Annotated in this window: 20 protein-coding genes, 1 tRNA gene and 1 pseudogene; 11 read left to right on the plus strand and 11 right to left on the minus strand. The window is 67.8% G+C overall.

Going from position 1 to position 23593, the window contains the following annotated elements:
- Positions 1-51 precede the first annotated feature (51 nt).
- The gene (locus LCL61_RS36865; protein ID WP_340684010.1) at positions 52-1428 is read right to left on the minus strand and encodes a neutral zinc metallopeptidase; all 1377 of its coding nucleotides are present in this window, start codon (positions 1426-1428) and stop codon (positions 52-54) included.
- Between the two features lie 254 nt (positions 1429-1682).
- Between LCL61_RS36865 and LCL61_RS36870 the strand changes: the two genes are divergently transcribed.
- The gene (locus LCL61_RS36870; protein WP_340688769.1) at positions 1683-2936 is read left to right on the plus strand and encodes an HNH endonuclease signature motif containing protein; all 1254 of its coding nucleotides are present in this window, start codon (positions 1683-1685) and stop codon (positions 2934-2936) included.
- 467 nt (positions 2937-3403) lie between these two features.
- On the opposite strand, the gene LCL61_RS36875 is transcribed toward LCL61_RS36870, so the two are convergent.
- Both LCL61_RS36875 and LCL61_RS36880 read right to left on the minus strand, forming a co-directional pair.
- Positions 3404-4603, minus strand: a complete 1200-nt coding sequence (locus tag LCL61_RS36875) for an LCP family protein (RefSeq protein ID WP_340684011.1) — start codon at positions 4601-4603, stop codon at positions 3404-3406.
- 174 nt (positions 4604-4777) lie between these two features.
- Entirely contained in the window at positions 4778-5521 is a 744-nt protein-coding gene (locus LCL61_RS36880) for an SDR family NAD(P)-dependent oxidoreductase (RefSeq protein WP_340688770.1), read from the minus strand.
- A 100-nt stretch (positions 5522-5621) separates the two neighbouring features.
- Between LCL61_RS36880 and LCL61_RS36885 the strand changes: the two genes are divergently transcribed.
- Both LCL61_RS36885 and LCL61_RS36890 read left to right on the plus strand, forming a co-directional pair.
- Positions 5622-6248 carry a TetR/AcrR family transcriptional regulator gene (locus LCL61_RS36885; protein ID WP_340684012.1) on the plus strand — a complete coding sequence of 209 codons (627 nt, stop codon included), beginning with the start codon at positions 5622-5624 and terminating at the stop codon, positions 6246-6248.
- Between the two features lie 36 nt (positions 6249-6284).
- A complete protein-coding gene (locus LCL61_RS36890) occupies positions 6285-7850 on the plus strand; it encodes an MDR family MFS transporter (protein WP_425341958.1) in 1566 nt (521 codons plus the stop codon).
- Between the two features lie 203 nt (positions 7851-8053).
- On the opposite strand, the gene LCL61_RS36895 is transcribed toward LCL61_RS36890, so the two are convergent.
- Complete coding sequence (locus LCL61_RS36895; protein ID WP_340684013.1) at positions 8054-8305, minus strand: WhiB family transcriptional regulator; 252 nt, start codon at positions 8303-8305, stop codon at positions 8054-8056.
- A 189-nt stretch (positions 8306-8494) separates the two neighbouring features.
- On the opposite strand from LCL61_RS36895, the gene shbA reads away from it, so the two are divergent.
- Complete coding sequence (gene shbA / locus LCL61_RS36900; protein ID WP_340684014.1) at positions 8495-9670, plus strand: RNA polymerase sigma factor ShbA; 1176 nt, start codon at positions 8495-8497, stop codon at positions 9668-9670.
- Between the two features lie 5 nt (positions 9671-9675).
- On the opposite strand, the gene LCL61_RS36905 is transcribed toward shbA, so the two are convergent.
- Complete coding sequence (locus tag LCL61_RS36905) at positions 9676-11049, minus strand: MFS transporter (protein ID WP_340684015.1); 1374 nt, start codon at positions 11047-11049, stop codon at positions 9676-9678.
- 58 nt (positions 11050-11107) lie between these two features.
- Between LCL61_RS36905 and LCL61_RS36910 the strand changes: the two genes are divergently transcribed.
- Entirely contained in the window at positions 11108-11500 is a 393-nt protein-coding gene (locus tag LCL61_RS36910) for a MerR family transcriptional regulator (protein WP_340684016.1), read from the plus strand.
- An 8-nt stretch (positions 11501-11508) separates the two neighbouring features.
- Here LCL61_RS36910 and LCL61_RS36915 read toward each other — a convergent pair whose 3' ends face one another.
- Positions 11509-12039, minus strand: a complete 531-nt coding sequence (locus LCL61_RS36915) for a hypothetical protein (RefSeq protein ID WP_340684017.1) — start codon at positions 12037-12039, stop codon at positions 11509-11511.
- Positions 12040-12238: 199 nt separating this feature from the next.
- Between LCL61_RS36915 and LCL61_RS36920 the strand changes: the two genes are divergently transcribed.
- The 3 genes from LCL61_RS36920 (at position 12239) to LCL61_RS36930 (ending at position 14518) form a co-directional block, all read left to right on the plus strand.
- On the plus strand, positions 12239-12517 hold the full coding sequence (locus LCL61_RS36920) for a DUF3892 domain-containing protein (RefSeq protein ID WP_340684018.1): 279 nt from the start codon (positions 12239-12241) through the stop codon (positions 12515-12517).
- Between the two features lie 59 nt (positions 12518-12576).
- A tRNA-OTHER gene (locus LCL61_RS36925) sits at positions 12577-12639 on the plus strand.
- Between the two features lie 259 nt (positions 12640-12898).
- A complete protein-coding gene (locus LCL61_RS36930) occupies positions 12899-14518 on the plus strand; it encodes a TROVE domain-containing protein (protein ID WP_340684019.1) in 1620 nt (539 codons plus the stop codon).
- A 1507-nt stretch (positions 14519-16025) separates the two neighbouring features.
- Here the strand turns inward: LCL61_RS36930 and LCL61_RS36935 are convergent.
- From LCL61_RS36935 to LCL61_RS36945, 3 genes and pseudogenes are all read right to left on the minus strand, one after another.
- Positions 16026-17109 (minus strand): annotated as a pseudogene (locus tag LCL61_RS36935) (IS256 family transposase); the annotation flags it as partial.
- Positions 17027-17980 carry a hypothetical protein gene (locus LCL61_RS36940; RefSeq protein ID WP_340684020.1) on the minus strand — a complete coding sequence of 318 codons (954 nt, stop codon included), beginning with the start codon at positions 17978-17980 and terminating at the stop codon, positions 17027-17029. The pseudogene LCL61_RS36935 and the gene LCL61_RS36940, both read right to left, overlap by 83 nt.
- Before the next feature lie 85 nt (positions 17981-18065).
- Complete coding sequence (locus LCL61_RS36945) at positions 18066-18194, minus strand: hypothetical protein (protein ID WP_340684021.1); 129 nt, start codon at positions 18192-18194, stop codon at positions 18066-18068.
- Between the two features lie 192 nt (positions 18195-18386).
- Between LCL61_RS36945 and LCL61_RS36950 the strand changes: the two genes are divergently transcribed.
- Positions 18387-19337 carry a helix-turn-helix domain-containing protein gene (locus LCL61_RS36950; RefSeq protein ID WP_340684022.1) on the plus strand — a complete coding sequence of 317 codons (951 nt, stop codon included), beginning with the start codon at positions 18387-18389 and terminating at the stop codon, positions 19335-19337.
- Positions 19338-19445: 108 nt separating this feature from the next.
- Complete coding sequence (locus LCL61_RS36955; protein WP_340684023.1) at positions 19446-20168, plus strand: ANTAR domain-containing protein; 723 nt, start codon at positions 19446-19448, stop codon at positions 20166-20168.
- 16 nt (positions 20169-20184) lie between these two features.
- On the opposite strand, the gene LCL61_RS36960 is transcribed toward LCL61_RS36955, so the two are convergent.
- The gene (locus LCL61_RS36960) at positions 20185-21150 is read right to left on the minus strand and encodes a DUF3152 domain-containing protein (RefSeq protein ID WP_340684024.1); all 966 of its coding nucleotides are present in this window, start codon (positions 21148-21150) and stop codon (positions 20185-20187) included.
- Complete coding sequence (locus tag LCL61_RS36965; protein ID WP_340684025.1) at positions 21140-22132, minus strand: polysaccharide deacetylase family protein; 993 nt, start codon at positions 22130-22132, stop codon at positions 21140-21142. Before LCL61_RS36965 ends, LCL61_RS36960 begins: the two co-directional genes overlap by 11 nt.
- 240 nt (positions 22133-22372) lie before the next feature.
- On the opposite strand from LCL61_RS36965, the gene LCL61_RS36970 reads away from it, so the two are divergent.
- The gene (locus tag LCL61_RS36970; RefSeq protein WP_340684026.1) at positions 22373-23293 is read left to right on the plus strand and encodes a hypothetical protein; all 921 of its coding nucleotides are present in this window, start codon (positions 22373-22375) and stop codon (positions 23291-23293) included.
- Positions 23294-23593: the final 300 nt, after the last annotated feature.

A 23593-nucleotide genomic window follows, 5' to 3' on the forward strand; every position in this document is an offset into this window, starting at 1 on the left:
GCCTCCTTCCCTACCTTGAGGGTAGGCAAGGAGGCCTTCACGGACTTGCGTCTAGCGGTATTTGTCGCCGCAAGTCCTTTGGCTGCCGGAGGAGAAGCCGTCACGGAAGGCGGCGACCCTGGCGAAGCCTGCCGGGAGTGTCCGGCCCCGGACGTCCGCGGCGATCAAGCTGTTCCGCGTCAGCATCTCGGCGATGGCCTCGTCGAGGTCGCCCGGCGACAACGTGAGCGCCCCGCCGTCCACGATGGTCGACGCCCAGAAGCCGGTGAGGCAGGCCGTACGTTGCGCGGCCACCGGACCGTCGAGCCGGAACCCGCCCTCCTGCTGGACCGCAAGCGTGTAGCGCGACGCGACCTCCGCGAACGCGGCGAAGTCACCGATGCCGCCCTGCCGCCCCCGGCGCGGCGGGGTGCCGATGCGGACGAGGCCGTCGAGGTCGAGGTTGATCTGGTTGGACTCCGAGCAGTACGACGCGAGCGCGCCCTCCGCCGTCACACCGCAGGCCGCTCCGGTGGTAAGCGTCGGCGGGGTGGCCGCGAGCCGGAAAGCCCGCCGCAGACTGGTGGTGAGGTCGGCGAGTGCCTGACGATCGTCGAGGCGGACGTTCTCCCCGGCCGAACCGAATCCGCCTTGTGTGCTCCGGCCTTCGATTTCCCGCTCGTCGATCTTGGCGCACCGGGCGGGCCCGTCGGTGAAGCCGAACTGGAACGCGGAAACCCGATCGAACGCGTTGCCGTGCGCGCCGTCGTCGTCGAAAGCCACCCCGGCGGAATCACGGATCTGGAACAGTGCTGTGAGCACCTCATTGAGCCCGCGGCCGGTGGAAACCTGGAACATCGGCGACCTGCCCTCGGCGACCCAGCGAAAGTACGCCCCGGTGTAGCAGTCGGCCTGCTGCTCCTTGACGATCGACGGGCTCGCGGCGGGCAGACCCAGCCGGAACTGGACGGCGTGGCCGATCTCGTGGGCGAGTACGGCCATGACCGCCGCCGGGCCGCTGGAGTCGTTGAGTGTCGGCAGCAACTCCCCGCGATCCCACGCGACGACGTCTTGACCCGGGCAGTAGAAGGCGTTCACCAGCCCGGCCGTCGAGGCCCCGCAGATCTCACGCCCGCGACCCGCCGAATCATAGGAGACGAGAGTGGCCAGCGGCCGGAACTCGCGATCGAAGGTCGCGGGCAGATACTCGCGCCAATACCGCTGGACGTCGGCGACGGCGTTGGCCGCGAGCCTGTCGATCTCCCCGCCGTCACCACCGTCGACCGGGAGACCGGCGTCGAGCACGCCGGGTTTGAGACCACTGGGGCCGTCGGTGATCTCGAGCCCGGCGACCCGGGTGGGATCCACCGGTTGCGCCACCCCGCCCACGGTCGCGGCACAACCGGCGAGGCAGAGGGAGAGACACACCAGAATCGTCCAGCGCTTCATCACACCATCCCCGTCGCCGTGGCCACCTCTGACTCCAGGGACACGGACGGCGGCACGAGGCGGTTCAGAAGAATCTTGGGCGCTTCCCTGGCGGCCGAGGCACCCGACGCTGCGGGTTTCCGCAATTAGCCGGCTAATTGCATTACGGTAGTCGACGCTTCCCGGCTGTTTCACTCTTCAGTGTTGTTCGCGCGTTTCGCTGGTCGCTTAAAATTACGAACACGTGTTCGACATTGTTGCGGTATTATGGAGTTGTGTCCGAGACCTTTCTCCCCGAGTTGCCGCAGGAGTTGTGGCGTGCCGGCAGGCTGGAGCTTGCCCATGGCGTGCAGCAGTCCTTGCGGGTGATCCGGATGGCCACCGCCGGTTTGGGGCGGTTCTTGGCGGAGATCGAGAATCGGGGCGTCAAAGACCTGTACGGGCATGGCAGCACAGCCAGCTGGTACGCGGAAATGGCCGGGCTCTCGCGCGGTGAAGCAGGTGCGGTGGTGAAACGCGCGATCGCATTGAACCCCACCCGGGCTTTGGACGGCACCGAGGTTCCCGCTGTTGCTCCGGCGACCGCCGCGGTCGCAGCCGAAGGCCTGGTCGGGGATGAGCGGATCGATCAGATCCTGGAGATCTTGAAAAGACTCCCGGCCGATACCTCTGTTGAGGATCGGGCGGAGGCGGAGAAGATTCTTGGTGAGCTTGCCCCGAACGCGGGTCCCCGCCAGCTTGTCGAGGCTGAGGCGAAACTGCTGGGCTGGCTCGACCCGGACGGCAACGAACCCAAGGAGCCCGAGCCGAAGGAACCGCGCCGGGAGATCACCCTGGAACGGCGCAGGGACGGGTTCTGGAAACTGACCGGTCTGCTGGATGACGAGACCGGGGCCCGCACCGCCGCCGCCCTTGAAGCGTATGCCCAGCCGCGGCCGGTGGACGAGTTCGGGCAAGCCGATCTGCGGATGAAATGCGAACGCCTGGGCGACGCCTGGGCCGAACTCCTCGACTTGGCGATCGCCTGCCCCGACCAGCCCGGAACCAGCGGCTACCGCACCCTGGTGAACGTCACCATCGGACTCGATGAACTGAAGTCCGGTCTCGGGACCGCGTGCCTCGACTTCGTCGGCACGATGACGGCGCGGGATGCGCGGCTGGCGGCCTGCGACTGCCTGATGCTCCCGGTTGTGATGAGCGCGGCCGGTGAGCCCCTGGATGTGGGACGGCTCAGGCGGTTCGTCACACCCGGGCAGCGACGGGCGTTGAACATCCGCGACGGGGGTTGCGCGTTCCCCGGCTGCCACCGGAAACCCAAGAACTGCCACGCCCACCACATTCAGCACTGGGCAGATGGCGGGCCGACGGATCTGCGGAACCTGGTGCTGCTGTGCGGGTTCCACCACCGCCTGATCCACCACGGTGACTGGGAGGTCCGCACGGCCGCCGACGGGCTACCGGAGTTCATCCCGCCTCAGTATCGGGATCCGCTCCGACAACCTCGGCGTAACACCCTGCACCACCGCTGAACCCCGAGGAGCCCGCCCGCCACACCGGCGACGGGCCCTTCGGCATGCCCAGCTGCCACCCTGCCTGACCGGACCGATCACGCACGACTGTGTGGATTTCGGGACATCTGACGTCCCGAAATCCACACAGCTTGCGACAGCGGAAGACTCCAACCAGCAGAGGCCACAGGCTCAAGACGAGTCTCGTCCCAGCGGCTGTCGCCGGAACGCATCCCACCCACCAAAGGAATCCGCTCCGAGAAACCGCCAGCCACACCCGGCAACGGGCCCCTCGGCGTGCCCGCCAGCCGGGTCGCGAAGGACTCCTTGCCTGCCATGACGGTAGTGAAGGAGTCCCTCGCTACTCGCCACGACGCCGAGGCCGCGGTGTGCCGCGTAGCCCCTCCGAAGCGGGCCATACACGCGCGCCTGCAGCCGAAGCCCGGAGTTCCTCCTTTTCCAGTCCGAGCCCGCCAGACCACACCGCTTCAGTTCACGCAGCCGGCCATCGCGGGCGGCGTGGAAGCAGCGGAAGACGAAGGCGGCGCGGCGATCGAGGAAGTCGCCGCGACCGGCTTGATCCCGATCCCGCCGGTCGGCTCCCCCACCGCGGCGACGCTCGTCGAGTTCAGCGCGGCCTTCACGAACGCCTGCACCTCGGCCGGATCCACCTTCACCGCGTCGCCGTCCGACGGCGTCGGCAGGGAGAGACTCTGGACCGGGATCGTCTGGAACTTCAGCGCCCCGGAACTCATCCCCCGCAACTGCTGCGCGAAGCTGAGCACGTCCCAGCCGCGGTCGAGCACGACCGAACCCTGCACCGCGCCGACCAGATCGCTCAGCTTGGTGGGATCGGTGAACGTCCCGGCGTCCAGGACGGTCTTGGCCATACTCGATAGGAACGCCTGCTGCCGCGCGATGCGGTCGAGGTCGCTGGGCAGTCCGTGCCGCTGCCGCACGAAAGCGAGCGCCTGCGGCCCGGAAAGCAGCTGTTCGCCCGCCGGGAACGACGCCCCGGAGAACTTGTCCTGAACCGCTTCGTTGAGGCAGACCTCGACCCCGCCGACGGCTTCGCTCAGCGCGGAGAACCCGGCGAGGTTGACCGCCGCGTAGTGGTTGATCGACAGCCCGGTGAACTGCTCGATCGTCCGGATCGTGAGTTTGGCGCCCGCCTCGTTGGCCTTGACCTCGAGCTGCGCACCGGAGAGCCCCTGCGCGCGCAGAGAGTTCATCGCGGCGTTCTTGCCGCGGCTGTACGCCGAATTGATCTTGTGCTTGCCGAGCCCGCCCGCGATGTCCACATAGGAATCGCGCGGGATCGAGATGGCCGTCGCGTTCGCTCCGCCCGCCGGGATGTGGACCACGATCATGGTGTCGGTGGTGTCACCGCCGTCGTCGCTGTCCCCGGCATGCAGCGCGTCGAGGACGTTCTGCGGCAACGGGTTCCCGTTCGCGTCGGTGCGGGAGTCGATTCCGACGAGCAGGATGTTCTGCGCCACCTTCAGCGGTTCACCCGCCGGCCCTTCGGGCACCTGGGCGGAGGGCGCGATGACGTCGGCCGTGACGATCGCTTGGTCCAAACGGCTCAACTGGGTCCACGCGAAACCCGTGACACCCAGTACGGCCGTCGACACCAGGCCCAGTGCGACGCGGCCGCCGATCCGCCGTCCTCGCGACGTGAGCAGCACGACTTCTCCCCGCTTCCGTGAATGATCCCCCGTGATCGAGGATCACCGCGTTAGCTGGGAATTACCTGAGAAACGTGTCATAACCGGGTCTTAAAGCCCGTCAGGACCAGCCGGAGTGATCAAGCAGACAACCGGCCGCGACACCGAGTACCGGACCGACCGCGCAGCGCTCCCCTACCGGGGCATCCGGCGCCAGATCGCGCGTGGCACCACGCGCATCACCGAGAACACCAGCCTCAGAAGTCCCGGCACCCACACGGTTCCCCGGCGCCTCCGGAGCGCGGCGACCGTCGCGTCGGCGACCTGGTCCGGGGTGCTGGAGAACGGGGCGGGCGACATTCCCTCGGTCATCCGCCCGATCACGAACCCCGGCCGGACGAGAAGGAGGTGCACGCCGGTGCCGTGCAGGGCGTCGGCCAGGCCGCTCGCGAAACCGTCGAGACCCGCTTTCGCCGAACCGTAGACGTAGTTCGCCCGCCGGACCCGCACCCCGGCGACCGACGAGAAGACCACCAGGCTTCCGTTTCCTTGCTCACGAAGCACATTGGCCACATGCGTCAGCACACTCACATGAGCCACATAGTCCGTGTGCACGATCGCGACGGCGTGAGCGGCGTCCGCTTCGGCGCGCGCCTGGTCGCCGAGGATCCCGAAAGCGGTGACGACGACGTCGAGAGGCCCGTGTTCCGAGACGACCTTCTCGAGGAACGGGCCGTGCCCGGCGAGGTCGTCGGCGTCGAACTCGACGGCTTCGACGGTTTCCGCCCCCGCGGCAAGCAGTCGCCGGGACTCCGCGCCGAGGTCCGCGCTCCGTCGCGCGGCCAGCACGATCCGGCGCGCCCCGCCCTTGGCGAGCCGTTCCGCGACCGCGAGGCCGATCTCGCTGCGTCCGCCCAGTACCAGCACCGTTCCGCTCACCCGCCGCAGTCTGCCAGGCGGCCCGGCGCCGTCCGCCAGTGGCACGTTTCACAGACTGCAATTTTGCAGTATCTGCATCTTCGGGCGTATCGTGGTGCTCATGCCCGAACCCGTCAAAGGTCTCCGCGAGCGCAAACGGCTGGAAACCCACCGCGCGCTGGCGACCACCGCCGTCCGGCTCGTCGCCGAACGCGGCCTGGACCAGGTGACGGTCGAGGACATCAGCGCGGCGGCGGGGGTTTCACCGCGCACCTTCTTCAACTACTTCGCGTCCAAAGAGGACGCTGTCGTCATCGCGCACGCCGACACCGCCGAGCGGACCCAGCGCACCATCGACAAGTTCCTTGCCACACCGAAGGAAGTCAGCACTCCACGCGCCTTTGCCGACGCGTTGAAGGAAGACTTCGCCCAGGTCGACGAGAACCGCGAAGAGTGGCTCGGCCGCATGAAGGCCATTCAGGAGAACGCCACCCTGCATTCGCGCGCGGTGGCCATGAACCACGACACCATCGCGCCGCTGATCGAGGCGATCGCGCGCCGTACCGGCGCCGATCCCAAGGCCGATCTGTACCCGGCGCTGCTGCTGTCCACGCTCGGCGGCGCGGTGAACGCCGTGCTCATGCTCTGGCACCAGCACGACGGCCGGGTGTCCGCGCTCGACCTGCTGGACGAGGCTGTCGAAACGCTTCTCGCCGGGCTCCCGGAGCCCGGCGGCCACGCGCGCTGACGCGCACGGCACCAAAGAACACGAAGGGGGACGACCATGTCCGTATCCATGACCGAACCACGAGAACCGGAGGCCCTGGCGGGCTCGATGGACCGCAAACAGGTCCTCGAAGCGATGTCGGGGCTGATGATGGGCATGTTCGTCGCCATCCTCGCCTCGACGGTGGTCGCGAACGCGTTGCCGCGGATCGTCTCCGAACTCGGCGGCTCGCAGGCCTCCTACACCTGGGTGGTCACCACCGAGCTGCTCGCGATGACCGCGACGGTTCCGCTCTGGGGCAAGCTTTCCGACCTGTACAACAAGAAACTGCTGATCCAGCTCTCACTCGGCCTGTTCGTGATCGGTTCGCTGGTCGCCGGGTTCGCGGGCAACATCGAGCTCCTGATCGGCAGCCGGGTCGCGCAGGGCATCGGCGCGGGCGGGCTCACCGCGCTCGCGCAGGTGATCATGGCCGCCATCGTCTCCCCGCGGGAGCTCGGGAAGTACTCGGGCATCTTCGGCGCCGTGTTCGCCGTCGGGACCATCGCGGGCCCGCTGATCGGCGGCGTCATGGTGGACACCTCGTGGCTGGGCTGGCGCTGGTGCTTCTTCCTCGGTGTCCCGTTCGCGATCGCGGCGATCCTGCTGCTGCAGCGCACCCTGAACCTGCCGACGATCAAACGTGACGTGAAGGTCGACTACTTCGGCGCGTTCCTGATCATGGCCGGTGTCTCGACGCTGCTGGTCTGGTCGTCGCTGGCCGGGCACCAGTTCGCGTGGGGCTCCTGGTGGACGGTCGGCCTGGTGACCGCCGGCGTGGTCATCCTCGCCCTCGCCGTCTACGTCGAGTCGAAGGTGACGGAGCCGATCCTGCCGCTGGGCCTCTTCCGCAACCACACGGTGGCCCTGACCACCCTGGCGAGCTTCCTCGTCGGTGTCGCGATGTTCGGCGGCACGGTGTTCCTGTCGCAGTACTTCCAGCTCTCGCTCGGCAAGTCGCCGACGGTGGCCGGACTGCTGAGCCTGCCGATGATCTTCGGCATCCTCGTGTCCTCCACGGTCTCCGGCCAGCTGATCAGCCGGACCGGCAAGTGGAAGAGCCACCTGCTGCTCGGCGCGGCGCTGATGACCGCGGGCCTGGGCTTGCTGGGGACCATCGACGCGAAGACGAACCTCGTCGTCCTCGGCGCGTACATGGTGCTGCTGGGCGTGGGCGTCGGCATGCTGATGCAGAACCTGGTCCTGGTGTCCCAGAACGACGTCGACGCGCACGACCTTGGCACGGCGACCTCCACACTGTCGTTCTTCCGCAGCCTCGGCGGCTCCATCGGGGTGAGCGCGCTGGGCGCCGTGCTCGCGAACCGGGTCCTCGCGCTGATGAGCGAGAAGCTCGGGCCGCTGCCCGGCGGTGGCGAAGGCGGCGCGGTACCGAACATCGCCACGCTGCCCGAACCGGTCGCGAACGTCGTCCGCGAGGCCTACGGGGAGGCGACCAGCGAACTGTTCCTGATCAGCGCGCCGATCGCGCTGCTGGTCGTCGTCGCCGTCGCCTTCCTCAAGCACAAGCCGCTCAAGACCCAGTCGGGCAACGAGCGGCTGGCCGAGGAGACCGCTGCCGCCTGACCACCATTGACAGAGGGGCCCAGGATCGCCAGGCCGACCTCGTGAGCCCGAACAGCGGTCGCAGCTTCAGCCCGATCCAGGTGCCGCCGAGCGCGAAGNCCCGGTGGAGGCGGACACCGCGCCCGCCGACGTGATCAGGGGGCCCCTCTTTTTTCGCGCGCACGAAGAACACGACGGAAATTCGATAACGCGATCGAACGCTTTCAGGCGGCAGAGCCGACGCGAATCACCTGGCGCCGCTCACTGCCGGTCAGCCCGCCGAAAACTCCATGGGCCAGCCCGTTTTCCACGGCGTAGGCCAGGCAGGCCGAAATGACCGGGCACCGCGCGCAGACGGCCTTCGCCCTGGCCGCCTGCCGTGCGCCGGGACCGGTTTCGGTGACCGGGAAGAACAGTTCGGGATCCTCACCGCGGCAAGCGGCCTCACTCAGGTCACCCGCCATCCTCATTTCCATTTTCCTATCACCTCCTTTTTCCCGATTTTCCCTTCCTCGTCAAACGACTTCTCCCTCGACGCCGGGTATCCGGCCGGGGGCACCACGCAAACATCACCTTGACCGAATCGTTACACTCAGCGGCCCGCTCACCGCACCTGTCCTGTGAGGGCATTCGCGTCAGGCGGCGGAGAGCGGTGAGTGCGGGTGATGGGCCACGAAAGGTTCGACGAGTTCTTCCACGCCGAATTTCCGCTGCTCACCGGCTTTCTGTGCAAGGCGGGCTTCGCGTTGGACCCCGCGCGGGACGCGGCGGCGGAGGCGATGCTCAACGCCTACGAGGGCTGGCCGGGCATCACTCAGCCGAAGGCCTGGGTCCGCCGGGTCGGGCATCGGCGGGCGAAGGAACAGACAGCGGCTCGGGCCGACTGGGCCTTCGACGACGCCGGCCGGGAGGACAAACTCACCATCCTCGCCGACGAGGCGTCGTCCGTCCTGACGATGCTGGGGAAGCTGCCGAAACGTCAGCAACTCGGCATGGCATGGGCGCTGGACGGCTATTCGTCGCGGGAGATCGCCGGCGTGCTCGGCATCTCGGACGAGGCGGTCAGCGCGACCCTTCGCCACGCGCGTGACCGTCTGGCGGAGCACGACCCCGGCTTCGTCGAGCGCCTGGACGGAGCCAACAGCGCCTTCATCGACGCGCTGAGACTGGGCCTCGACGTCGACGACACCCTGTCCCGGATCAAGAACCGCGCGATGATCAGGGAACTCGCGCTGGTGGCGCCGGGCGCCCCGGCGGAGTCGGAACCCGAACAGGTGACGCCGTCGCGCTGGTACACCCTCGACGAACCCGTCGCGGCCGCCGGACGAGGTGACCAGCGGGCCCTGAACCAGCTGCTGACCACCATCCGCCCGCTCGTGATCCGGTACTGCCGGGCGCGGATCGGCAGACAGGAACGGACTTACGCCTCGGCCGACGACGTCGCGCAGGAGGTCTGCGTGGCGATCCTCCGCGCGCTGCCGACCTACCGCGAACGAGGGCGGCCGTTCCTCGCGTTCGTCTACGGCATCGCCCACCACAAGGTCGCCGACGCCCGCCGCGCCGCCGCCCGCAACCGCACCGAACCCGTCGCCGAAGTCCCCGACGGGGTCTCGGAATCCGCCGGCCCGGAAAAGCACGCGCTGCACAACGAATTGAGCGACCGGATGGGCGAATTGCTGCGGATCCTGCCGGACAAACAGCGGGAGATCGTCGTGTTGCGGATCGTCGTCGGCCTGTCCGCGGAGGAGACCGCCGGCGTGGTCGGCTCAACCGCGGGGGCCGTGCGGGTGGCGCAGCACCGGGCTTTGACGCGATTGCGGAAAATCCTCACGGATACCTGAGCGGATCAGGCATCCGGTCGCCTGCCGGCGAGTACGGCCAGTCCGCACAGCACCGCCACCCCGATCGCCGCGACCACGGCGAGCCCGGTGGTGAAACCGTGCCCGCGCTGGACGAAGGTGCCGACGCTGCCGAGCACCGCGACCCCGAGTGCCAGCCCGAACTCCACGCTGGTCTCCGACAACGCCGACGCCGCACCGGCCCGGTCCGGTGGTGCCGCGCTGATCACGATCTCCGTGCTCAGCGCCATCACCGGCCCAAGGCCGAGGTAGATCAGCACGAGACCGGTGACCAGCGGCGCGATCCCCTCTTCGGCCGGGGTCGAGGCCAGCACGCCGAAGCCGAGCGCCGACACCACCAACGACGACGCGAACAGGCGGTGCACCGGGATCCGGCGAGCCAGTGCCGGAGCCGCGACCGACGTGAGCACCATCGCGACCGCGGAAGGCACCAGCCACATCCCGGCCACGATCGGAGACAGTTCGGTCTCCTGCTGAAGATAGAGCGCGGCGAACAGATAGATCCCGGCGACGCAGGCGAGCGCGGCGAGGAGGACGAGCAGCGCGTTCCGGAACGGCCGCGCCGCGAACAGCCGGAGGTCGATCAAAGGCACGCTCAGCCGCCGCTGCCGCCGCAGGAACACGATTCCGGTGCCGCCGCCGAGCAGCAAGGCGATCCCGCCAGGCACAACCGATCCTCCTTCCGCGAGATGTTTGATGCCGTAGACGATCGGCAGCACGGTCACCAGGGACAGGGCCACGCTCGCCACGTCCAGTTCGCCGGGCTCGGGATCGCGGTGCTCCGGCAGCAGGAACGGGCCGGCGAGCAGCAGCAGGAGCATCACCGGGACGGCCAGCAGGAACACCGAACCCCACCAGAACCACTCGAGCAGCAGCCCACCCGCCACCGGACCGAGCGCCACGCCGCCGGACAGGCCGGCGGACCACAGCCCGATCGCGACACCGCGCTGACGCGGATCACGGAACATGTTCCCGATCAGCGCGAGGGTGGACGGCATGAGCGTGGCGCCGGCGATGCCGAGCAGCCCGCGGGCGACGATGAGCAGTTCGGCCGACGGCGCGTAGGCCGCCAGTACCGAAACGACCAGGAAGGCCGCCGCGCCGATCAGCAGGAGCCGTCGTCTGCCGATGCGGTCCCCCAGCGTGCCCATGGTGACGAGGAAACCGGCGACCAGGAAGCCGTAGGCGTCGGAGATCCACAGCAGCTGGCCCGGGCTCGGGGCCAGCTCGGCGGAGAGACTGGGAAGCGCGAGGTAGAGCACCGTGGCGTCCATGGACAGCAACGCGGTCGGCAGGACGAGCACGGCGAGGCCGAGCCATTCCCGCGGCCCGGCGGAGATTACGAGTTGTCGGTCGGACATGCCGTGACGCTAAAGTCTCACATAGATGTGAGAGTCAAGGGCGAGTCGCGGAGGGGCCGTGCGCATCAGCGAACTGGAACGCAGGACCGGTGTCAGCCAGCGCTTGCTGCGTTACTACGAGGAACAAGGGCTGCTGCGGCCGGAGCGTCTCCCCAGCGGCTATCGCGTGTACGCCGAAGACGATGTCACCACCGTCGAGCACATCCGCAACCTGCTCGCCGCGGGACTCTCCACCACCACGATCGCCGATCTGCTGCCCTGTATGGGTTCCGCGGGCGGACAGCTCATCGCCGACTGCCCCGAACTGTTGCTGGACCTCCAGCGGGAACGCGCCAGGCTCAGTGCCGCGATCGCCGAACTGACCACCGCCCGCAGCACCCTCGACCAGGTGATCTCCACCGCGCCGCCCTCCGTCGAGCACGAGGCCGCCCGGTTACGCGGCCTCAGCTAGGGCGTTGTTCACGGGCGGCAACGTTCCGCGGTCGCCGCGGCGGTCTTCAACTCGGGAGCCTCCAGGATGGCCGCGACCGGGTCGAGCGCGCCGTAGGCGTCCTTTTGCGCGGCGATGAGCCCCTCGACGGCACGGCCCTGCGCCACCGTGTCGTTCTCGCCCGCCGCGTCCAGATCCGCCTTCGCTTTCACGGTCTTGTCGCGGGCCGAGGTGTACTTCGCGAGGAAGTCCTGCTTCGCCGTGTCTCCGGCGGGAACCGGCGCTGCGGGCAGCGCGCGGAGACCGTCGACCGTCTTGGCCAAAATCGCCGCGTAGTGCCCTAGCTGGTCACTCGTGCTCTTCTTGACGGCCTCGACGGTTTCGCCGCCCGCCGACGTCATCGTGTTGTTGCCTTCGATGAACTCCTTGACCGCGCCGCAGAATCCGTTCATCCAGGTCACCGCGGCGGACGGCGCCGGGTCGGGGGCGCAACCGGCCAGTGCCGTCGCGGCCAAGGCGATTCCCGCGATCCGGGCGAATGTCCTGTGGGCAGCGCGCATGTCCGTTCCCCTCTCCGCCGGCCGGTGTTCCCGCCGGCGCGGGGACTTTGACATGGCGGAACGAGCGCGGTCTGCGTCATCTGACTCAGAACGCTCGAACTCGTAACGTTCGAGGCATGGCGTAACAAGGCGCGGACAGGCGACGAGTACCGCATTACCCCTGTTCGCATCGAGGGCACCCGGCCGAAGAGGTAGCACCATGGCCATCAAGATCATCGCAGCGCGGCTCGAAGGTGGGAAGTTCCACGAAAACATCACGAAACTGCGCTGGATCAACCCCGGCAGCGGCGAGACCGGCGAGAGCTTCGTTTCGGCGAACGTGGCGTGGATCGAAGACGATGACGGGAAAGCCCATGTGGACGAGGGAATCCACCGGGTGACCGTGGAGATCATCAAGCCGACCTTCGGCCCGGAGTTCCTCCGCACGCGCGCGGACGGGATCTGGAAGAACAACCTGCTGGAGCTCCCCCGCTTCTGAGACCCGGTAATTCCGGTGACGTGGGCAAGAACGCTCTGTTAGCTTGGGCGAGCACTCCCGGTGCGCAGGTAACGGTTACTTCCTCTTCCACAGGAGAGACGCGGGTTCGAATCCCGCCGCGGGCTCCGGCCGGCGTCGACCAGCGGCCCAGGTCACTACGTCACCGTCACCGATTATTTCTCGGGAGCCCACAACTTCAGATGTGCCCGGTGCGCAGGAGACGGCTACTTCATCGTATTCCACGGGTCGCGGGTTCGAGTCCTGCCCGGCAGCCATGCTGCCGGTAGCTCAGTCGGCAGAGCATTGGACAGCACCGTCACCGACTTTTTCTCGGGCCGCATCCGGAGTCGAAGCTCCCCTCGAACGAAACGAAGGGTTGAGGTGTCGAAGTTCAACACCGCCGGCACCCGCCCGGCGACCGGCTCACCGATCGCCGGTGAGCGAAGCCCCGGCGGCATCACCCACGAAGGCGGCGACGGCTACCGGCGGGACACCAAGTCCGAACTGTTCCTGCTCGCGGTCACCAACATGGTCGGCGAGAACACCTTCTACGAGACGGGCGACGAACGCGACACGCGTTACGCCGACCTCGTCCGGAAGGCGTCGCTCGCCGACCCGGAATGGACAGCGCGTTTCCTGCGCTGGCTCCGCACTGAAGCGAACATGCGTACCGCCGCGATCGTCGGCGCCGCCGAATACGTCCGGGTCCGGCTCACCACCGCGACGGACGACCAGTCGTACGTCGCCACCACCGCGAACCGCGCCGTCGTCGACTCCGTGCTCCAGCGCGCCGACGAGCCCGGCGAGCTGCTCGCGTACTGGACCTCCTTGTACGGCAGGAAGATCCCGAAGCCGGTCAAGCGTGGCGTCGCCGACGCGGCCGTCCGGCTCTTCCACGAAAAGTCGTTCCTCAAGTGGGATTCCGACGCGCGCGCCTTCCGGTTCGCCGACGTTCTCGGCCTGGCCCACCCGGACCCGAAGGACGCGGTGCAGGACGCCCTGTTCAAGCACATCGTCGACGTCCGGTTCAACCCCGGCCGGGAAATCCCCGCCGAATTGGCGGTGCTCGGCTTTCGCGCGGAGGTCATGGCGTGGGACGAGGAGAAGCGCCGGGATCTGTTCCTCGGCCCCGAACTCGACACCGCGCGGTCGGTTCTCCGGCAGGCGGGCATGACGTGGGAGTCCCTGGCAGGCTGGCTCCAGGGGCCCATGGACGCGCGGGCCTGGGAAGCCATTATCCCGTCCATGGGCTACATGGCGCTCCTGCGGAACCTCCGGAACTTCGACCAGGCAGGCGTGTCCGACGAGGTCGCCGAGCAGGTCGCGGCGCGCCTGGCCGATCCGGAGCAGGTGGCGAAGTCACGGCAGTTCCCGATGAGGTTCCTCTCCGCGTATCGGGCGGCGCCGTCGCTTCGCTGGTCGTACGCGCTGGAAAAGGCGATCTCCGAGTCGCTGTCGAACGTGCCTCGCCTCGCCGGACGGACCCTGATCCTCGTCGACACCTCGGGGTCGATGAACGCCGGTTTCAGCAAGGACGGCACGCTGATGCGCTGGGACGCGGCCGCGATCTTCGGGATCGCGCTCGGGGCCCGCTGCGAGACGGCGGATGTCGTGTCGTTCTCGAACGGCTACTACGGCGGTACCGGTTCGAAGGCCTTCGACGTGCGCGGCGGCGAGTCGCTGCTGCGCGCGCTCGACCGGTGGAAGAACGACGGCTACTTCATCGGCGCCGGCACCGACACCGTCGGTGCGATCCAGCGCCACCTGCGTCCGGAGCACGACCGGCTCGTGATCCTGACCGACGAGCAGCACTCGGCGGGCAACGTCGACCAGGCGGTGCCGAAGGAGACGGCGCTGTACACGTGGAACCTCGCGGGCTACCAGCACGGCCACTCGACGTCCGGCTACGGGAACCGGCACACCTTCGGCGGCCTGACCGACCAGGCCTTCCGGATGATTCCGCTCCTCGAAGCGGGGCGGAACGCCGACTGGCCGTTCTGACCCACCGCGGCCGCCGGGGCGGACCGTCCTCATCGGACGGTCGCTCTCGGTGGCCGCCTTGCCTGATCGGGCAGTTCAGGTGCCGCTCGAAGCGGAAGCTCAGCGGCGGTCTCGTGGTGGGCCGGGTCGGGCTCGAACCGACGGCCAAGGGATTATGAGACCGCTGCTCCGACATGTCAGCCAGTGTCATTGGATGTTAAATCTTGCCGGTTTGTGCAGGTCGACAACAGTTTGAGCTCGGGCCGAGTGCCGCTGTGTGTCGGCCTGTGTCGGGCTCTACATGGGCGACGGAGCCCAATCGGAGACGACGTGCGTCCATTCGGAACCATCCTTTTGCCGCCACCAGGACCGCGCTGCCCTCCCTGCTCACCGAGGCCGGGGCCGGTGAAGCGGCGTCCGTTGTCGGGTGTCCGGCAGTTCTATTGATCCGTAAGGCAAATGTGGCGGGATCGAGTCCACTGGTGCAGTAGGTCACCAAGGAGTCAGGCGCACCGGGCCGTCCACGCGCGAGGGTCGTGAGTGGCAATGAGCGTTCTAACGACACTTACCACTCACGACAGCGGCAAGAACCGCACATCAGACACTGATCGGGCATACCGGCTCCACCGCGGAGTCTCGGTCACGCCACATTTGACTTACTCCCTCAAATAGAACTCCGCCGGTGTCTGATCACCGAGGTTGTTGCAATCCACCAGGGAAGCGCCCGGTTGAAGCAACCGAACTTCATTAGCCGGCAGGACTCGGCGACCGCCGTGTTGGTCATGCCAGCGCCCGTGGCCATTGCACCAGCGAACGGTCGAACCGCCGCTCGGCCAACGACTTCTCGACGCCTCAGCCAGGGCACTTCCCGGCGGCGCGTCGAGCTTGGCCACCGTCCGAATACCGAAGGTGGCCAAGCTCGACGACGAAGCCCAGCATGAACGAGAAGTCCGTCTTACTGCCCGGCGAATCCTCGCCAAGCACCTCCTACCCGAGCCCCAACTGCAGTGACGTCACTCGGTGCTGACATGTCCCCCATGAGAGCAGAGCGCGCTGGGTGCTGCGGTGTAGACCGGCAAGTGTGACAGACGCACTAGACGTCTCGTCCACGGCGGTCATGCTCCGCAATGGCGGGTTCACGCAGGACCAGAAGCACTCGATCAACCCAATCTCCATCATTGACGAACACTTCGACTCGTCGAGATTTCCCGGTTAGCTGCACGCGCAGACAGACAACGTCGTCAGAGTCGTGAGCCTTGACTTCCATTGATGGCACATTCAGCACACCTGTAAACTTCGAAACCAGCCCCGAAGACGCGACTTCGGGAACATCGCCATGGTAAACATCCACGCGCACCGGGCCATCCACATCAGCCTGCACTGCCACGTAAAGCGAGTCATCATCGAGATGAAATGATTCATTGGCGGCGCCCCAGGAATCATGACCTGCCCGACTGGACACGTCCTCGAATACGAGCAAACCATGCTGAAAGAACGCAATGAACCCGCGGCCTGCTCGCCTGCGGAAGTGCCCGCGGGCCTTCACGGCGCGGCGGATGCGGGCGTTGACGCTCTCGATCGCGTTGGTCGAGCAGATCACCCGCCGGATCTCCGGATCGAACGCCAGGAACGGCACGAACTCGGCCCAGGCGTTGTCCCACAACCGCACGATCGCCGGATACCGGGCGCCCCAGGTCTCGGCGAACTCGCCGAACCGCTCCTTCGCGGCAGCCTCGGTCGGCGCGGTGTAGACCGGTTTGAGGGCCTTGGCGATCGGATCCCAGTGCTGACGGCCCACGTAGCGGAAACTGTTGCGCAGCACATGAACCACGCAGGTCTGGGTGAACGTCTGCGGCCAGACGGTGGTGATCGCGTCGGGCAGGCCGGTCAGCCCGTCGCAGACGACCATGAGCACGTCGGCCACGCCGCGGTTCTTCAGCTCGGTAAGCACATGCAGCCAGTACTTGGCGCCCTCGCCACCGTCGCCGGCCCACAAGCCAAGGATGTCCCGGCGGCCCTCGCAGATCACCGCCAAAGCGACATAGATCGGCCGGTTGGCCACCTGCCCGTCACGGATCTTCACGTGGATAGCGTCGACGGGAGATCACCGGATACACCGCGTCCAGCGGCCGGTTCTGCCATTCGGTCATGCCCTCGACCACCTTGTCGGTGATGGTGGAAATGGTCTGCCGCGACACACCGGCGCCATAGACCTCGGCCAGGTGCGCGGAGATCTCCCCGGTGGTCAATCCCCTGGCGGCCAAGGAGATCACCATCTCGTCCACACCGCCAAGGCGCTTCTGCCGCTTCACGACAATCTTGGGCTCAAAGCTGACGTCCCGATCCCGCGGCACGTCGATCTCGACCGGGCCGACATCAGTCAGCACGGTCTTCGAGCGGGTGCCGTTGCGCGAGTTGCCGGTCCCGCGGTCGGCCGGGTCGTGCTTGTCATAGCCGAGGTGATCGGTGATCTCGCCCTCGAGTGCGGACTCCAGCAACCGCTTGGTCAGCTGCTGCAGCACCCCGCCCTCACCGGTCAGCTTCAGCCCGCTGGCCTTGGCGCTGCTCAGCAGCTGCGCGACGAGCTGCTCGTCCAAGCCGTCCAAACCCATCTCGGGCTTCGAGTCCCCAGCGTTCTCCACACCGGACATCATGTCGGTCATCAGGTGCACTTCCATGATCGGGAGTTACACCGCTCGTTTTACAGTCCCGAATGCGGGAGTTCGCCTGCGACCGGTTCTCGATCAGCGACTGTGCTTCCGCGCTCCGCAGCCGGTCCCGGTGCACGGCCAGCAGTTGCCGCTGTTCGTCGACCGGTGCGGCGATGAACGTCTCGACTAGACTGGCCAGCAGCACCGGCTCGTAGGCCTGCGTGACACCTGAGAGGGTTGCCTTCGCCCGGATCGCCTGGAGCCGCTCGGCCTCCTGTTCATCGACCTTGAGCAGCGCTTCGGCCACGGCGACGTCCGCGACCGTCTCGAGCAAACGAGGATGGCCGATCAAGTGCTGCTTTTCCCGCACATAGGTCGGGGTGAACACCCACTCGACCGCTTCCCGCAGCAGCCCCCGGTCGACGGTCAGCCAGGCGGGCGCGGGTTCGTTCGAGTGTTCGCGCCACTGCTGTTCCCAAGCAACGCGGCCGATGTCGTGGTGCCGCCAAGCCGCTTCGTGAAGCTGCGCGACGAGCGTCCGGTCTTTCGCATCCCTCAAAGCCGTGATGAACCAAGGGACCGTGTCCAACGCGCCCGCTCGGCCGAGGTACAGCGCCGCAGCCGATCCGGCACGAACAACCTCGCCGGTGTCGGAAAAGGCCAGGATGGCGCGGAAGCCGGGACGCTGGGCATCTGCCTCCAACCGCTCCCGAAACGCCGACCGGGTTTCGTCCGGGTCACGGTGCTCCCACGGCGGAGCGGTGAAGACGTCGACGTAGGCGTCGACGAGCTCGGCCGCGACGGTGACGACATCGGAGCCGAAGTGCCTCATGGTGACTGAGGATACCGACGCAACCTGACTGATTCCCGCAGACCGGACGACTTTCAGCCGGGCAACGCGTCGTAGGTGAACGCGCTCATGACGCCGGCTCCGGCAGGACGGTGGGCTGGTAGGCCAGCAGCAGCCAGCGGCCGTCCTCACGCACCCAGACGGCAAGGGCCACCGGCTCCTTGAACCGAAGTCCGATGCCGTCCCCTGTCTCCACCAGCGTCGGCGAGGGTTTCGAGCCGGACGTGGTTGAAGATCTGACCGATCCGTTCACAGCCGGGGAGAGCGAACCGATCAGCGTCGCACCAGCCGTTCACCGAGCACGACGTCCGCGTCCGCAGGCCGCGTATGATCGTCCACCCGGAATAGACTCCGTGTCGATCGACTTCGCCGGTCGAGGAGGCTGCTGATGATCGAGGCGAGGACGACGACGTTCGCCAGTAACGACCTCGGCCGTACCGAACAGTTCCTGAGTTCGTCGTACGCGCCGATGCGGATCGAGCGCGCCGCGGGTGGCACAGGTACGCGTATCCGCCGGGTGGCGGCGGGCACGTCGAGCGTCGATCTTCTCGACCTGGACCTCGAAATGACCTACGACGTCCAGCCGCTGGGCAAGGTCTGCCTGTGCGACATCACCTCCGGGACCATCCGGGAGCACCGGGTGAACGGCGGGGAAGCCGAAGCCTTCGGTACCGGGGAGATTTTTTCGTTGTCCCCGCCGGACCGGCCCTACTCCGGGCGCATCTGTCAGGCCGGTTACAGCATCACCATGTTCGATCCGGCGTTGCTGGCGCAGACCGCCGGGAGCGACCGACCGGTGGAACTGCTCGATCATCGTCCGGTCGACGGCCCGGCCGCCCGCCATCTGCGGGCCGCGATCGAACACCTGCGCCGTGACGTGCTCGCGGTCCCCGAGATCAACGAGAACGCCTTGGTCGTTTCGGCCGCGTCGCGGAATCTCGCGGCCGCCGTCCTCAACGCCTTTCCGCACAGAACTTTCCCGGGTGAGTCGGCCCCGCACCGCCGGGACAGCCATCCGGGGGCGCTGCGCCGGGCCGTCGCCTTCATCGAAGCGAACGCGCAGCGCGACATCGGTGCCGCGGAAATCGCCGGCGCGGCCCACGTGTCCATACGCGCCGTCCAACTGGCCTTCCGCCTCCATCTGGACCTGACACCGATGGCCTACGTCCGGCGGGTCCGCCTCGACCACGCACGCGCGGAACTCAAGGCGGCGTCCCCGGACGACACCACGGTCACGCGGGTCGCCGCTCGCTGGGGCTATGGCCGTCCCAGTGCGTTCGCCGCCCACTATCGCGCGGCCTACGGGGAACTTCCGTCCCACACCCTGCGCTCGTGCTGACGTGATCTTCGTTTTCGGCACGTAAGTCTTCGTTTCGGCGGCTAGCGCCGTGACCGCCTTGCCGGTGAGCTGACCGGGATCTCATTCGGCCGGACGGAGAGGCGGCGCGTGACGTTTCCAGAAGCCACCCAGTGCCGGGAAAAGCCGGAGTGGACGGCCATCACCCGCGAGCTGCTCGCCGTGAAGACGATCCCCGACGCGGTGCGTGTCATCGCCGAAACCGCCGGGCGCCTGATCACCTCCGCCGACCTGATCACCGTCGCCTTGTGCGACCGTGACGCGGTGACGTCCGTCCCCGAGTGGCGGCGGCCACTGGCCGCCGCGCTCGACCTGGCACAGCACCGCGACGGCGGTCCGGCCACGGCCGCCATCGACCCGCTTGGTCCCGGTTTCGCCGCGAGCGACGATCTTCTTCACGACACGCGCTGGCCCGCCTTCGCCGCACTGGCCGGCGGTCACGGTCTCCATGCGGTCGTGTCGGTGGAATGCCGGAAGTCCGCTTCCGGTCGCCCCTCCGGCTCGCTGACCGCCTATTCGCACCGTTCCGGCGGACTGACCGAGCATGACCGCAGAACGGCCTTGGTGCTCGCCTCGCAAGCGTCGCTGACGCTCGCGCGTCTCCACACCTCCGAAGAAGCCGAACGGCGACGGACCCGGCTGCTCGGCGAACTCGAGATCCGCGACATCATCGGCCAGGCGACGGGAATCCTGATGAACCGGCGTGGCTGCACCGCGGAGGTGGCGAACGGCATGCTGCGCCGGTGGGCGCACGAGCTCGGGATGGATGTGCCCGACCTCGCGCACACCCTGCTGGAGATCGGGCATTCCTGACCGCCGGGGCGAGGGTTCAGCGTTCCGGGACGACCCACGGATTCGGGCGGCAGACCGCGCCGTCCGCGGCGACGTTGGCCGCCGCTCCCGGCTCGGCGCGATTGAGCTCCGCGACGTAGGTGTTGGACAGTCCGAACGTCTGCTGCATCATCACCGGCGCCGCCATCCCGGTGGCCGGGCAGCCGACGTGGCCGTGGCCGAGCGCGTGGCCGACTTCGTGGTTGATCGCGTAACGGTGGTAGCCCGCGAGATCGCCTTGGTAGGCGTGGGCGCCGCGTACCCAGCGGGCGAGGTTGATCACGACCCGGCGGTCGCGAGTGAGATAGCAGGACGACTCGTACGGGATCGCGAAACCGCAGCGGTCGGGGCGATGGCTCGTAGCGGGGCTGGTCAAGCTGATCCGGAACGACGGCGCGGCACCGATACCGTCGACCCGGCGGAACGACACCTGCCCGAGCCCGCTCCAGCCTCGCGGATCCGCGAGGATCGACTCGACCTCCGCGGCGAACGAAGGGTGCTCGACACCTTCTTCGATTTCCACCGTGTACGACAGCTCCCGTGCGGAGCCCGGTGTCGTGCGCTCCCCTGAGCCCGCTACCACCCGCCAGTTCCCCGACCCCGCGGGGATGACCGGCGCACCGTCCGGCAGGGCGGCGGATTCAGCGGGCCGGGCGACCGGGTGCGCTGCCACGGTCGGCCGGGGCGGCGGCGATCCGGGGGCCGGGGTGCCGCGCAGAACGCGAGTTTCAAGGGCGAACGGCGTGACGAACAGGGTCAAGCACAGCGCCAAGGCCGCCGAGATCACGATCGACGGCCACCACGTCCGGTGGATCCGGCGCAGAACGGAGAGAGGCTTTTTCACCGGAGCCGCGTGTGACGTCGGTTTGCGCCCACAGGTGACCGCCGGTGGCAGGGATCGTGGTTGCGGCAGCCAGTCGACGACGACACCGTCGCGGCGCACGTGCGGCGGTTCAGTACGCAAGGTTCACACCCGCACAGCCGGCCGCGGGCGCCGGCGCCGCCCTCGGGTAAGAGACCGTCTCCTGATCACCGTCCGCCGTGTACCGGCGGCCGGTGGCGGAACCGAGTTCGTCGAGCCAGCGCGCGGAACCGTAGTCCGCCCCAGCGCCAGCCGCCTGCGAGCGGATCCGGGGAATCGACGCGGGATCGAACTCGCGGGAACAGGGGGAAGGCGCCGGGCCGGCGCCGACGAGTAACACGCCCTCGTAGGAATATCCCGGTCCGCGTAGCGCCGTCTCCGCTCGTCGTGGTCGCGCTCCGTATGGCAGCGCGAGCGTGCTCGGCCGGTATCCGGGGACCGCTCGCCTGATCAGGGTGTCCCCCTCCACGATCGCCGCCGTCGCCGCCGATTCCGTGGCACGCCTCAGGTTCGTGTGCCGCGCGGTGTGGTTGCCGATCTCGAACCGATGGTCGGCCAGCCAGCGCAGCGCACGCTCGTCGCCGCCGAACGGATGTTCGTTGACGTAGACGCTGGCGACCGGCCGGAACCGGGGATGCGCGGCCGCGACGTCCAGGAGGATCCGCACGGCCGTGCCCGGGGACGGCTCACCTTCCGGAGTGAGCGCGAAGACGGAGGGATCACCGTCGTCGAAGGTCAGCACGACCGGGTGCGTACCCGCGGGCAGGTCGAGTTTCCCGGCCACCAGGTCGGCGGTCGTCACGGGGACGTAGTCCTCGGCCGCGAGGCGCTCCAGTTCCGCCCGGAAGTCGGCGGGGGTGCGGTCGTAAGCCGATCGGGGCTCCTCGATGAGGCGGTGATACATCAGGATCGGTATCCGGCCCAGTTCGTCGGCACCCACGCGCCGCGCATCGTCCGCCGTGACACGCGCGGGAACAGGCGCCGGGCTCGTAACCGGTGCCGCCGGCGCCGTGGGCGCGGGTGTTCCACAGGCCGACACCAGTACGACGGCCAGTCCGGCGCCGAGTCGGAGGAAGGAACTCATGCGGGCAGTGTGCTGCTGGAACCGGTGCTGCGACCCAGGATCCACCGGGTCGGGTGAGGACGAATGTCGTTGCTCGCCGCGAAAAATCAACGTATTCCCTGCTGGAGGGGCCGGGGGTGAAACCGCCTCCGGCACGATCCGGTGATCACGGAAAAGCCGGTTTACTCCAAGATCAGCGAGGGTATTTTCCGGCTCTGGCAAAGAAAAACCGGCCTGTGTCGCAGCCACGAAGGAGCCCGGATGCCTCATCTCAGCCGCCGCCTCGTCCTCACCGCGGGACTCGCCGGACTCGTGGCCGGTGCGTGCGGAGCACCCAAACGCCCCGAAGCACTCGCCGCTCCGATGGCGCTGGCCCCCGCCGTCGAAGCCGCACCCGCCCCACCGCCGGCAGATCCGTTGGCCCAGAACCTGCTCGTCGGCTTCTGCGGAGCGCCCGGGTCGAAGGCACTGGGCAGGATGACGGGCGACCTGGACGCGGCGAGCCGCGCGCTCCGGCAGCAGATCGGGGCCTTTCCCGCGACCAGGCCGATCACCCCGGTCGTGGAACTGATCGCCACCACCGTGCATCGCTCCCCCGGCGCGGACGGTATGTACCGCAGCCGGTGCGGCGACGAAACCGTGCGGGACTATCTCGACGCGGCTCGCGCGCTGAACGGCTTGCTGCTACTCGACATCCAGCCGGGACGGGCGGACTTCCTGCCCGAAGTACGGGCCTACGAGCACTGGCTGAAGGAGCCCGACATCGGTGTCGCGCTGGACCCGGAGTGGGCCGTCGAGCCGGGCGTGGTCCCCGGCCGGAAATTCGGCCGAACCACCGGAGCCGAACTCGACGAAGTCGCCCGGTATCTCGGAGGACTCGCCCAAGCGCACCGGCTGCCCGCGAAGGTCATGGTCTACCACCAGGTGGCCGCCAAAGTGGTCCACGACGAACAGCTACTGCTCGCCCACCCAGGAGTATCGCCGGTGAAGGTCGTGGACGGCATCGGTTCGGCGGCGGCCAAGAAAGCGGCGTGGAGGACGTTGATGCCGACGAAACCGGCTCATGTCCGGGCTGGATTCAAGCTTTTCTTCGAGGAGGACACCCGGCAAGGCGCGTCGCTCATGACCCCCGCGGAAGTGCTCGCTCTCACGCCGACTCCGTCTTACGTTCTTTACGAATAGTCCACTGCGGGAAAACACAGAACAAAGGGCCTATGCCAGCGGTTTCCGCAACACGGCCAACTCCGCATTTCCCAGGGTCGGCACTCCAGGTGACGACTTCCCGTAGCTAGCCACCACCAAAGTGGCTTTGTTGTGCAACTAAGCCACAGAGCGCGACGCCGAAGCCGTTCGTGGCCGTGAATGAACCACCCGTTCGTGATGTTTGGCTCCACGGAGACGAGGGTAACCATTTAAGTTTTTCTCCTGCCGGAAATACACCCTTAAGATGACTCTTCGCCCGGGAACTTCTCCTGGAGCGAA

The organism is Amycolatopsis coloradensis (assembly GCF_037997115.1).
In the GTDB taxonomy this organism is placed as follows: domain Bacteria; phylum Actinomycetota; class Actinomycetes; order Mycobacteriales; family Pseudonocardiaceae; genus Amycolatopsis; species Amycolatopsis coloradensis_A.